The 14,270-nt window shown below is 43.1% G+C and carries 3 protein-coding genes and 2 pseudogenes; all 5 read left to right on the top strand.

Annotated features, from left to right (window positions below; all coding sequences use genetic code 11):
• Positions 1 to 24 precede the first annotated feature (24 nt).
• Positions 25 to 7,710 (top strand): annotated as a pseudogene (locus BN35_RS14120) (RHS repeat-associated core domain-containing protein); the annotation flags it as partial.
• Entirely contained in the window at positions 7,688 to 8,149 is a 462-nt protein-coding gene (locus BN35_RS05815; protein WP_025072862.1) for a hypothetical protein, read from the top strand. The pseudogene BN35_RS14120 and the gene BN35_RS05815, both read left to right, overlap by 23 nt.
• Positions 8,150 to 8,254: 105 nt before the next feature.
• Positions 8,255 to 11,077, top strand: a complete 2,823-nt coding sequence (locus BN35_RS13145; protein WP_025072861.1) for an RHS repeat-associated core domain-containing protein — start codon at positions 8,255 to 8,257, stop codon at positions 11,075 to 11,077.
• Between the two features lie 149 nt (positions 11,078 to 11,226).
• Positions 11,227 to 11,526, top strand: a complete 300-nt coding sequence (locus tag BN35_RS05805) for a hypothetical protein (RefSeq protein ID WP_025072860.1) — start codon at positions 11,227 to 11,229, stop codon at positions 11,524 to 11,526.
• 450 nt (positions 11,527 to 11,976) lie between these two features.
• Positions 11,977 to 13,050, top strand: a pseudogene (locus BN35_RS05800) (RHS repeat domain-containing protein); the annotation flags it as partial.
• Positions 13,051 to 14,270 lie beyond the last annotated feature (1,220 nt).

Raw genomic sequence — 14,270 nt, 5'->3', positions numbered from 1 at the left:
TACCTCACCTCTTCCAACAGACTGTTGGAGAAGATAGTAGTCAACTTCCAGGGTTCCGTACTCAGAAGCTATGCTTTTGCCTACAAGGAAGGTGCTTTCCATAAGGACATTCTCACGGGTGTGAAACACCTTGATGATGCGGGAGCGGAGGTTTCCTATCAGAACTTCGACTACTATGACGACGTACAGTCCGACAAAGGGTATGTACCATTTAAAAATAAACAAGAGGTTTGGAACACGCAGGATGACAATCTTAATGCCAGTTTCATCACACCATTTAATCCATTTGATGTATTCTCAAATCTTACTACAGCCTTAGGCGGAAGCTCCTCTTGGTCTGCAGGAGGAGGTCTGTATGCAGGTGTAGGGCCTGATGATGACAGTCCATTTTCTAGTAACACGATAGGTGGAACATTCGGATATAACTATAATAAGGCCAATGGTCTATCTACGATGGTGGACATTAACGGAGACGGACTGCTTGACAAGGTGTTCCGTAATGGATCGTTTCTATTTTATCGTCCACAGATACGTATAGGCAACAAGACTATTTATGGGAAGCGCATACGCATTGTTGGTGTTTCCGGATTTTCAAAGACGGTTAGCCACACATTCTCTGGTGGCGTATCTGCAAAAGTAGGGTTTAGTCCTGCAGTGGCAACACTCGGGAGAGACTATGAACGTACTACTACGAAGATTACACAATATCTTTCCGATATCAACGGAGACGGCTTGGTAGACCTTGTCTCAGACGGTAAAGTTTATTTTAACCATATCGTATTTGATAAGTCAGGCAATGGCATTCCTATCTTTACCCTCAAAAGTGCAGATACGCCAAGTCCTATTATATACGACCCAAAGAATATCGACACTTCTGTCGGAAAGGTTGATCCCGAAGAGCAGGCAGAACTGCTTAGGAATTCTCCGATGGTGGATATGGTCAGGATGTGGGTTGCTCCAAGAGATGGAAATATTTCTATAAATGGAGCCGTACAGCTTGTTATACCCTCGGGGGATTATGATGAAGAGGAATATTCCAAGTCTGATGGTGTTCGAGTCTCCATACAAAAAGGTGGCACGGAACTGTGGAGCAGAGACATTGCCAAGGGAGATGCTGCCACCCACTCAGCAGAAGTTTCTTCCATCAACATTCATAAGGGAGAGAAGATTTATTTCCGTGTACAGTCTGGTAAGGAGAAAATGAGCAACGGTGCGTTTGACCTTGTAGATTGGTCACCAAAAATCACCTATCAAGGAAAGGATTACACAACACCGGAAGGTTTTTCTTCTGTGACATACCAACCACAGGAGGGTGCTATATACATGGTTTCGTCTCCTGCACAGACAGAGAATGCCCCTTCCCAAATCAATGTAACAGGAAAGCTCGTCAAACCATTGACATCAGATGATCTGACGATAAAAGTCTTTGGCGTAAAAGAGAATGCGAGTGATGCAGGACGTGAACTTTATTCACGGACGATTGCATGGAATCAGGCGTATAATGATAACTTGAATTTCACTGTTCCTAATTCTGCAGGATATAAGACGTTTCGTTTCGAGATGTCCTCAACCTCTAATCTTAAGTGGGCAGACATCCAATGGAAGCCCATCGTCCAATATGCAGATTCCTTGGGAAAGACACAGTCCTTCCAAGCTGGAGCAGGAGTAAAGATGTACGCCAACCACCTTCTTTATGCTGAGCCATACAAAGTTAGTCCAAGTGACAGCGTGCTGATTGTTAAACCAGCACTCGTCTTTCGTCCGTTGACAGGATACACAGGTTCTCTGAGTATGACGGCGAGAACGGAAGGACACCTTTTGAGCAAGCGTTTGGTAAATGTAAATAATAGTGTGGTAGAGGATGCTACTTTGTTGATAGATGTGCGAAATATTAGTGATACGCCTATATGGGTGGAATTTTTCTCGGAGGATATCAACCTGAAGGACAGGTTACTCACTGCATCCGTGAAGGTTTCTTCTTCGGCAACACCAATGACACAACAGACCGTACCAGTCAATGTCTACTCACTTTTGGACAACGAAGGTTTTGGCCCTCTCTATAGAGGTTGGGGAGGATTCACATATAATACGGCTGAAAATGACAGGTATGCCTCTGCGATAGATGAATCTCTATTAACACTACCTCGTGACAAAGATCAGAAGATAGACCCCTTGACGCTTGTATTCACACCGCTTGCCGTGAATACCTCATCACTTGACAGGTGGATAGGACAAAGACAGGAAATATTCCTTACGGATCATAGTATGGGAGCTGCCCGCTTGACGGAACAGGATGTGAAGATGACGAATCCGTTTGACAATATGGCTTCTGTTGAAACTGAGACTTCAGATTGTGCACAGGGTACGGGAGCATTGGCTATCAGCCAAAAAGTTGTAAGTAAGAACACAACGACCCAAACGGGTTTCTCTTTCCTGACTAAGAATGAAAGCATAGGACAGGCTATTACCAAGGCAACGATGATTGACATGAATGGTGACGGATATCCAGACATCGTCCAAAACGAAGCTATCCTGTATACCAATACCCTTGGCGGTATCAGCGGAGAAAAGCTACAAGGGATAGGAAATATCGTTAGTAAAAATGAGGGGTCAGCAGTCGGTGTTGGTAGTGCTCCAATAGTATCCCTGTCCATGACCATAGCCCAAGCCGCAGGCTGGACGAAAACCGCCTCAAACATCAAATCCATAAGCGATGCTCTGGGAGGACTGTCCGTCTCCATGAGCAAGCCCAAGAATCGTGATTGGAGCGAGGAGAGCTTTACAGATGTGAACGGTGACGGACTCCCAGACAAAATCCTTAGTGATAATACTGTAAGATTAAATCTTGGTTATGCCTTTACAGACCCTGTAGACTGGCAGATTGATGCCGTTCAAACTGGAGAGGGCACCTCACACAATTTAGGTGGAGGAGCATCATCCAAAGAGAAGGATATTGCGCAGAAAGCCAAGTTTTTCGACAAGGCTTCCAGCAGTTTTTCTGGTGGCCTTAGTATCGTGACCACGACAAATGGTGAGCAGTATAACTTGATGGACGTCAATGCTGACGGACTGCCCGATAAGGTAAAAAAGAATAATGGCGCACTTTCGGTTTCGTTGAACTTAGGGAATGGCTTTGCCGATCCTATCCTATGGAAAGGAGCTTCATCGCTCTCTGAGACTGCCTCCACCTCGGAATCTGGCAATGTGGCATTTACAGTGAACTTTACACCGAAAATAATTCCAGTTAAGGTTACTCTCAATCCCAACGTGTCACTGGGTCACAGCATCAACCGTACGCACTACTCGCTACAGGATGTAGATGGTGACGGCTATCTCGACATATTGGAATCTGATAAGGAAAGCGAGCTGAAGGTTACTCGCTCTGCCATCGGCAGGACAAACATGCTCAAGAGTGTCACTAACTCCCTCGGAGGAACCTTCACACTCGACTATCAGCACAGCGCGCCAACCTATGGGCTTCCCGGTGGTAAGTGGGTGATGTCTTCCGTGACCGTTGATGATGGCATCCACGACGACGGACCACTCATGAAGACTCTCTTTGCCTACTCTAACGGACAAAAAGACCGTCACGAGCGCGAGTTCCTCGGTTTTGGTAAGGTCATCACGAAGAATATTGACACCGATAAAGGCGACAGTGTCATCTATCGTCAGGCAGTACAGCTCTATGACGTATCCACCTATTATACGCAGGGTCAAGAACTTTCGGCATCAGTGGAGGATGCTACCGGCAAGAAATATACCGAGACGAAGAACGTATACGATGGCTACTACCTCACTGCCAGCGGTGACAAGTACACCTTTACCAAGCAGCAGAAACTCTGCAGCGACCGTGCATCAGCATTTGTCCCACTGCGCTATACAGCCAATAAGCAGTATGAGGGACAGGCAAGCGGCATCACCACCTCTGAAGCTTGGAACGAGTATTACCTCACGGGTTATCATGGTGAACTCAAATCTTATAAGTTCAGCGACAAAGGCACATTGGGTGAAGAAGGTACGGGGGCGTTCGATTACCAGACCGCCATTCAGTATGCTTCCAACGAGGGCAAGCACATCATCGGTTTGCCTACCGACGTCATTGTGACGGGAGGAGACGGCAAGACATACCACCACGTATCGGCGAAGTACGACATGAACTATGCCGACCACCTTACACAGATTAGTCAGCAGTTAGGAAATAGTACTGCCGTTTCAGACTATACCTACGACGGTTACGGTAACATCACCAAGACTACGCTTCCTGCCAATGTCAAGGGGCAACGCATGTGGTACAGCTACCACTACGAACCGGTAATGAACATGTATGTCTCCCGCATTGATGATGCCTTTGGCTACAGCAGCGAGGCTGGCAACTTCGACTACCGCTATGGCATGGCTTTGCGCCGTACAGACCTCAACCGACTCAACTATGAGACCGACCTCGACAACCTTGGACGCATCAAGGCGGTTCGTGGTCCTAACGAATTGGCAACAGGAGTGCCGTACATCATTGCCTTTGATTATCAGCCCAAGGCTACTTTCGGTACCAATGGTATCACTGCACCAGCATACGCAGTGACCAAACATTACGACATTCAGCACCCAAGCGATGATATGGAGACCGTTACTTTTGTGGATGGCTTTGGACGACCCGTTCAGGTGAAGAAAGACGGCGTGGTTACCACCGCAGCCAAAGGCAGCGCACCCAAGGACGAAACCGTAATGATTGTCAGCGGACGCAATGTCTATGACGCTTTCGGGCGTGTGGCTAAGGCTTACTATCCAACAACGGAGGCAGTGGGCAAAAAGACAACTTTCAACAAGGCTTTTGATAACGTATCGCCAACCGTAACGGTTTATGACGTACTTGACCGTGCCATGAAAGTAACACTTCCTGATAATACCGAAACCAAGACCGAATACTCTACCGATGCGGGCAGCAACACCCTCAAGACACTCGTTACCGACGCTCTCGGCGGTAAGCAGGCTACCTATACCGACGGTAGCGGCAAGACCGTGAAGACCGAACAACTCAGCGGACCCGATGGTACGATTACCACTTCTTTCGAATATGACGGTATCGACCGATTGGTCAAGGTAACAGACACTGAGGGCAACGTCACGACATCCGTCTATGACATGGGCGACCGCCGCACAGAGGTAAATCATCCTGCCAGTGGTATTACTACCTTTACTTATGACAATCTCGGCAATGTACTCACCAAGCAGACTGCCAACCTCAAAAAAGAGGGCAAGACTATCAATTACGAGTACGACTACGGACGATTGACGGCTATCAACTATCCCGACCATCCAGAAAACAATGTGAAGTACCACTACGGCAGTGCCACCTCTTCCAATAACCGCGTTGGCAGATTAATGCTTCGTGAGGACGGCAGTGGTGCTATCGAGTATTACTACGGCAAGATGGGTGAGGTCCTGAAGACCGTACGCACGCTGATTGTGCCCAACCAGGCAGTGGCAACCTACGTCACACAATGGAAGTATGATAGCCACAACCGCCTCTTGGAAATGATTTACCCCGATGAGGAGAAAGTTACCTACGGCTACAACCTCGGCGGACAGGTGGATCATGTGCGTGGCTATAAGTCCTACGGTTACGACTATGTCAGCAAGATTGGCTACGATAAGTTCGAGCAGCGCACTTACCTGAAATACTGTAACGGAGCGGAAACGTTCTACAGCTACGACCCTGCACGCAGACGGTTGCAGAACCTTGTAGTGAATGCCAAGGCAGGCACCATCATGGACAATGCCTACAGCTATGATGCCGTGAGTAATGTGTTGGGTGTTCAGAACAATGCCCCACTTCCACAGAGTGGCAAGGCAGGCGGACAAATGAGCCACAGCTACACTTATGACCCACTGTATCGTTTGTCAAGCGCAACAGGTACTTACAAGGGAACGGATAATAAGACGGCATCTTACACACTTGCGATGGGCTATGACAACATGCACCGCATCACGAGCAAGAAGCAGCACCTCACGCAAAGTAACGTACAGTTCAACGGTTCGCTCAACGCAGGCTATGACCTCACCTACACATACAATAGTGATGAGGGCAAGAAGTTCCAACTGGCCAGTGTCCATGATATCAATTACCGCACGGAAGAAACCCCGACGGACAGCACGAACATCAACAACGGACACAAGTACACCTATGATGCCAACGGAAATCTTGTCTATATCAACACATCTCGTGTAAAGCATGATGGTAAGGAAGACGACAAGGCAAGTGAGCAGAAGTACAAGTGGGATGAAGAGAACCGACTCCTTGCAGCCGACGAGAATGGTTTTGTGAGCAACTATTGGTACGATGCCGATGGTGAGCGCACGGTGAAGACCTCAGGTGAGAACGAAGCTATCTTTGTCAACTCCGAGTTCTCGGGCGGCAGCACGGGTACGGCACGCTTCTCGCTCTATGTCAGCCCATACTTGGTGGCAGGGCAAGGTGGCAAGTACACCAAGCACATCTACATCGGCTCACAAAGAATCGTCAGCAAGTTAGGTGACTTGGCTTCTTATGGTGCAGACCCAAGACGAATACCGTATGCAGGCAATGAAGCTGATGGTGTGACTATTAATTACAAGGATAAGTACAATCAGCAGTTGCAATCCATCAAGGACAATTACAAGACATTTGATTTGCCATACAACGGTCAAGACAATACCGACTATGTCAATGGCAAAGGCTTTAGCAGTGATAACGACACGCCGGAGGCAGCACAGGCAAGGGCGATGGTCAAGACGAGAGCTGGGGAAGCTGGTACAAACGAGCGGATGCAGTTCTACTATCACCCCGATCACTTGGGCAGCAGTAGTTACATCACCAACCTTGATGGCGAAGTAGCCCAGCACATTGAGTATGTGCCATTTGGTGAAGTGTTCATAGAAGAACGCAACAATACGTGGAATACCCCTTACCTCTTCAATGCTAAAGAATTTGATGAGGAGACAGGTATGTACTACTATGGGGCGAGGTATTATGAGCCGAGGATTAGTTTATGGATGAGTACGGATCCATTACAGGAAAAATATGAAAATATATCGCCATATATATATTGTGCTAATAGTCCTATAAGATACACTGACCCAAAGGGTATGGAGGTAGAGGCAGACGAACGTTCAATGAAAAACATAAGTAATACATTAACAAAGCAAGAGGCTAAGTATGTAAGATTCGATAAAAACGGAGTGCTTGATAAAAAAAGATTGAACAAATCAAAAAGTACATCTGAAAATATGACTGCATTAAAAGCATTAGCTAATAGTGAAATAGTATATAGTTTTCAAGTCGCCGATAAAGATCACAACAATGTCGACTATTACGATAATTCTGCAACAGGTGGAAACTATTACAGAGGTACAACAGAAATGCCAAATGCAGAAAGTAATCCATCACCCGATGACAAAGTATATATTCTTGTGGGAAGCGCTTTGAATGAGAAACAGCAAGTAAAGACTACAGCTCACGAAGCTTTTGGGCATGCCTATTTTTACGAAAAAACTCGCAATGTCGAACAAGCAAGTCATACTTATAAGTCAGAAGGTCATACAATTTGGGACGAGGAACTTCAAATGAATGTTTTTGAAAGTATAAAAGTTCCTACAAATACTATTTTAGAAAATCAAATAAATAAAGTTGTAAAACAAGCTGAAGAAAATTATGACAAAAGGAATAAAAAATGAAATGTTATTGATGGTATTGTTCTTTTGTTTGACTAATGCTATTTCAGGAAAAGCTCAAACAAAAACGGATACGATATTATGCAATAATAAGAATTTAATTATCAAGTATCCAAGAATAAGTAAAATTAATATAGATAATTATGAAGAGGGGTATTTTAAAACAATAAATTGTGTTTTAGACACAGCTATAATAACAATACATTGTGGTAGCATGGTTAATTTACCTTTGACAGATTTAACAAAAAAAATAATCTGTAGTGAATTTGTATTGGATAAAGAGCTTCGTAGTATAAGAGGATACCAAATGATAAATAAAAGAAAAAAATATTTCAGAGAAGATAATTATTTTAGATATGGTATTACCATTGTCTATGATAATGTCGAAGAAACAAGATTGTCATGTTACGAGCAGTTCTTCAATGACATAAAAATACAATGATTTTTTTCTTATCAGGAAAGTACGTCCAGCTTTTATCTTTCAATGAAAATTGGTAGGTAATGGCGATGTACTAAAATATGGCCAGAAACTAAAACTTTTGAAGATATGGATTCCTTGTATTTCAAGCAAAATAGCAGCTTTGTTCATTTCATAGGAGTCCGATTACATACCACCTCATTCGAGTATGACGGCATCGATCGATTGGTCAAGGTAACAGACACCGAGGGCAATATCACCACGTCCGTCTATGACATGGGCGACCGCTGCACGGAGGTCAATCACCCTGCCAGTGGTATCACCACCTTTACCTACGACAATCTCGGCAACGTACTCACCAAGCAGACTGCCAACCTTAAAAAAGAGGGCAAGACTATCAACTATGAGTACGACTACGGCAGGTTGGTAGCCATCAACTATCCCGACCATCCGGAAAACAACGTGAAGTACCACTATGGTGGCATTCACTCTTCCTACAACCGTATCGGTAGGCTGATGCTCCGTGAGGACGGTAGCGGTGCCATCGAATACTACTACGGCAATTTGGGCGAAGTATTGAAGACCGTGCGCACGCTGATAGTGCCCAACCAGGCAGTGGCAACCTACGTCACACAATGGAAGTATGACAGCCACAACCGCCTCTTGGAAATGATTTACCCCGATGAGGAGAAAGTTACCTACGGCTACAACCTCGGTGGACAGGTGGACCATGTGCGTGGCTACAAGTCTTACGGCTACGATTATGTGAATAAGATAGGCTATGATAAGTTCGAGCAGCGCACCTACTTGAAATACTGCAACGGAGCGGAAACGTTCTACAGTTACGACCCACAACGTCGCAGACTACAAAACCTTGCGGTCAATGCAGGTGGCAAGACCATCATGGACAATGCCTACGGCTATGACGTGGTGAGCAACGTACTTTCTGTTGTCAATAAGGCGGCAATTCCGGAAAAGGGCAAGGTAGGCGGACAGATGAGCCACAGCTACACTTATGACCCACTGTATCGTCTAAGCACAGCCAGTGGAACGTACAAAGGTGCGGACAATAAGACGGCATCTTACACCCTTGCCATGGGCTACGACAACATGCACCGTATCACAAGCAAGAAGCAGCACCTCACGCAAAGTAACGTACAGTTCAACGGCACGCTCAACGCAGGCTACGACCTCACCTACACATATAATAATGATGAGGGCAAGAAGTTCCAACTGGCTAGTGTCCGTGACATCAACTACCGCACGGAAGAAGCGCCGACAGACAGCACGAACATCAACAACGGACACAAGTACGAGTATGACCTCAACGGAAACCTTGTTTACATCAACACCAGCCGTGTAAAGCATGATGGCAGGGAAGATGAAAAGGCAACCGAGCAGAAGTACAAGTGGGACGAAGAAAACCGACTCCTTGCAGCCGATGAGAATGGCTTTGTGAGCAACTATTGGTACGATGCCGACGGTGAGCGCACGGTGAAGACCAGCGGAGAAAACGAAGCTATCTTTGTGAACTCCGAGTTCTCGGGTGGTAACACGGGTACGGCAAGGTTCTCGCTCTATGTCAGCCCATACCTCGTAGTGGGGCAAGGTGGCAAGTACACCAAGCACATTTACATTGGCTCACAAAGAATCGTCAGCAAACTTGGCGACTTGGCTTCTTATGGTGGAGACCCAAGACGAATACCATACGCAGGCAATGAAGCTGACGGTGTGACTGTCAATTACAAGGATAAGTACTATCAGCAGTTGCAATCCATCAAGGACAATTACAAGACATTCGATTTGCCATACAACGGTGTGGACAATACCGACTATGTCAATGGCAAAGGCTTTAGCAGTGATGACGACATGCTAGAGGCAGCACAGGCAAGGGCGATGGTCAAGACAAGAGCTGGGGAAGCTGGTACAAACGAGCGGATGCAGTTCTACTATCACCCCGACCACTTGGGCAGCAGTAGTTACATCACCAACTTGGATGGTGAGGTCATGCAACATATTGAGTATGTGCCGTTCGGTGAAGTGTTCATAGAGGAGCGTAATAACACTTGGAACACCCCTTACCTCTTCAACGCCAAGGAGTTTGATGAGGAGACAGGTATGTACTACTATGGTGCGAGGTATTATGAGCCAAGGCTGAGTTTGTGGATGAGTGTAGATCCTATTTCCAATTATGAGCCAAGAAATAGTGAAAATTATCTTGACGGTGAGCATAATGGTGGAGTCTTTAATAATAGAAATCTTAATTGTTATTTATATTGCTATGGTAATCCTATCAAATTACTTGATCCTAATGGAAAGCAAGTTGTAGCAGTTCACGGAACATGGAGTGATGCAAATACGTGGAAGAGTCAAGAAGCTATTTTTAACTATGCACGTAAAGCATTTAACAACAGTAGGAAGAACTTTCTTTTTAATTGGTCTGGTGACAATAGTAAATCAGCACGTACTGAAGCTGCTAAATCGTTAGTTAATTATATACTTAAACTACGAAAAAATGTTCCAGTTAACGAACCTTTAACATTGGTAGGCCATAGTCATGGTGGGAATGTTGATATTGAGGCTATAAACATGATGGTTGATATGCCCGAATTCAAAAATATAAAAATAAACCTTTTGACTATCAACACTCCTGTCAGAGATGATTACCAATTATCTTCACAAGCTACAAAAAGAGTTAAGCATATAAATGTTTATGATCCTCTTGATCCGGTACAGGTTTCTGGAGGGAAAACGAGAATTCCTTTTACAGGAAAAATAATAGAGGTTGGCAAAGCTGGGCGACAATTCAAAAATGCGAAAAATATTGAAGTTAATAATCCACAAGGATTGATTGATCACTGGGAACAAAATCCTGCTTCAAATCAATCTTATCCTGTTTTGGGTGATTTTCATAACTCTCACAACAGAGTACAAGATTGGAAAAATGAATAAATTATTTAAATGTATGGTAAGTACAAAACTTGCCATACATTTTATTAAATGTTTATCTTATGAAATACATTTGTTGCCTTTTTATGATTATTTTGAATTCATCATGTAGTCTAAACACAAAGAATTTTACAGATGTTTTATATTGCAATATGAATAAAGAAATTCAAGATACATTGTCAATAATAAACATAAAGATTTTAAAAGAAGACTATCATCCATCAGCACTAATTGATTTTACAGGAAGATGTAAACTTGTTGAAAAAGAATTTGGTCCTTGGTTGTATGAGAAACAAATTGAAGATACAATTACGAAAAAAAAGATGAAGCTACCGTCAAATGCCCCTATGCCATATATTGTATATGGAAATTTCATCTATTATCCATATGAATATAATTTATTAGTAATGGGGTTTGACAACAATTCTGTATTTAAGAAGATACAATGGTAATGTGGTAAGGATAAAAAACAAATAGATATGTCATAAACCCAGAATATGAATGATGATATAATCGCATACATCCTTTCTTTAGTATGCATAATACTGCTACTTATAGAATGGAAATGGATTTTTATTAGCGGTAAAAAACTTTAAAAATGCTATTGTGCTCGTTGCTTATTCATTTCCTCTGTACTACTTAATAACCTATAAAGGATTTGGAGGAGCTGCTTTTACATGGTGGTTCTATTTGGTATTATTTACATCTATTCATGCGATAATTTTATTGTTAAAAATGTTACGATTCTTTTTAAAAAGATATTTTGAAAGGTAATAGGGTATTTCCTTGGAATAGCTATTAACAAGATAACTGTCTAATTATCAAAGATTTTTAAAGACTCGACATAGAGGCAGGGATAGAAGCTCCAACTCCTGTCATCTTACAACCAAAAACAATGGAAAAAAAAAGACGGCAAAAAGTTCCAACTGGCCAATGTCTGCGACATCAATTACCGCACGGAAGAGACCCCGACGGACAGCACGAACATCAACAACGGACACAAGTACACCTATGATGCCAACGGAAACCTTGTCTACATCAACACCTCTCGTGTAAAGCATGATGGCAAGGAAGATGAAAAGGCAAACGAGCAGAAGTACAAGTGGGACGAGGAAAACCGCTTGTTGGCAGCTGATGAGAACGGTTTTGTGAGCAACTATTGGTATGATGCCGACGGTGAGCGCACGGTGAAGACCTGCGGTGAGAACGAAGCTATCTTTGTCAACTCCGAGTTCTCGGGTGGTAACACTGGTACGGCTCGCTTCTCGCTCTATGTCAGCCCATACTTGGTGGCAGGGCAAGGCGGCAAGTACACCAAGCACATCTATGTAGGTTCGCAGCGTATTGTCAGCAAATTGGGCAACTTAGCTTCTTATGGCGCAGACCCAAGACGAATACCGTATGCAGGCAATGAAGCTGATGGTGTGACTATCAATTACAAGGATAAGTACAATCAGCAGTTGCAATCCATCAAGGACAATTACAAGACATTCGATTTGCCATACAACGGTGTGGACAATCCCGATTATGTCAATGGCAAAGGCTTTAGTAGTGATGACGACACGCCAGAGGCAGCACAGGCAAGGGCGATGGTCAAGACAAGAGCTGGGGAAGCTGGTACAAACGAGCGGATGCAGTTCTACTATCACCCTGACCACTTGGGCAGCAGTAGCTACATCACCAACTTGGATGGTGAGGTCATGCAGCACATTGAATATGTACCGTATGGCGAGGTGTTCATCGAGGAGCGCAACAACACATGGAACACGCCTTATCTTTTCAATGCCAAGGAGTTTGATGAGGAGACGGGCATGTACTACTATGGTGCGAGGTACTATGAGCCGAGGTTGAGTGTTTGGATGAGTACGGATAGATTTGCAGAGAAATATCCAAACTCGACACCTTATGCATATTGTCTTGGTAATCCTTTAAAATTTACGGATATAAATGGTGATACATTGGATGTTATAAATTCAAGAGGTACTTATTTATTTACATTAGATAATCATCAAGCCAATCGAACTAATATCACAGCGAAAGATTTGTATGCTGAAGGTGTTCAATGGTTTGAATCTTCTGCAGATAATTATATGCCATTACTTTTTGTAAGTACTAACATTAGAGAATCTGATAGTTTTACACATTTTTCATGGGATGATATCATTTCTTTTTCTGAAGTTGATAGATCTATGTTGAGTTATCGTACTGGAGGTAGTGGAGATTGGAAAGCTGAAGGTAATCCTGGAAATGGGTATCTAATGGTTGAAGTAGAAGGGGTTCCATATTGGGCAGATGCCATAGGTCAAATACCATTTACATTGAATGAATATAGAAATGTATTAGGAAGGACCAAAAACTCAGAAAAGGCGGCAGGAGAAACGATTGATATGGGCAAGCGATTCGGGAATGGTAGTTTATTAAATATATTTTTCCCATCCCCAGATAATAGTAATAGTTATGATAATGCTATTATAAAACGCTCTGTAGATTGGGCGAAAAATAGGTATTCACTAAAACCAATTCGTATGCCTAATGGGCAATATGAAATTGGTGTTGGAAAGAATGATTATTCACCTAATAATATGCGAGTATATACAATAAAAAAAGGAAATAGGAAATAAAAGGATATGATTGTAAAAAAAATAATTTCTATTAGTGTAGGATTATTTGCCTACATTGTTATCTCAAACATATTCCATATACTATTTCGAGGCAAGCATGATATAGCTTCAGGCATCCTATATCTTTATAATGATATGTTATATATAGTAGGTTTTATCATGACTTTTTTGTCCTATGGATATGGTAAAGTAAATAAGATTCTGTATATCATATTTAGCATAGTATTTCTATTAGTATATATATATAGTTGGTTAATAGTTGTTGATATGCCTTATGAGAAATTCTTATATATAGGTTTAGGATTACTTGTCTATATATGCGAGATGGGGCTGTTAAAGTATATAATTTGATAACAACTAAACGGATAATACGGTATGCAACTTTGAGAAAACGTCCATAATATGATAAATTCCACCGAAAGAAGTGATATTCTCGTTTTTAATTGCTACCTTTGCCATGTCATTTTTTTTTGCTTACTTGTTATGTTTGCAGCAGCAAGATAGGTGAAATTTCTGACATATCCAAGTGTTTTGAAAACTTTGTTTCTCAGACACTTGAAGTTCTCACAAGAATT

Origin of the sequence: Hoylesella timonensis 4401737 = DSM 22865 = JCM 15640, from assembly GCF_000455445.1 — a bacterium.
GTDB lineage: Bacteria > Bacteroidota > Bacteroidia > Bacteroidales > Bacteroidaceae > Prevotella > Prevotella timonensis.
Note: the sequence above shows the minus strand (reverse complement) of the source record. Positions and strands in the feature narration are given on the sequence as shown.

Coding starts and splice junctions, on each gene's coding strand:
- BN35_RS05815 (WP_025072862.1), top strand. CDS start 7,688: ATGACAAAAGGAATAAAAAATGAAATGTTATTGATGGTATTGTTCTTT.
- BN35_RS13145 (WP_025072861.1), top strand. CDS start 8,255: ATGGATTCCTTGTATTTCAAGCAAAATAGCAGCTTTGTTCATTTCATA.
- BN35_RS05805 (WP_025072860.1), top strand. CDS start 11,227: ATGAATAAAGAAATTCAAGATACATTGTCAATAATAAACATAAAGATT.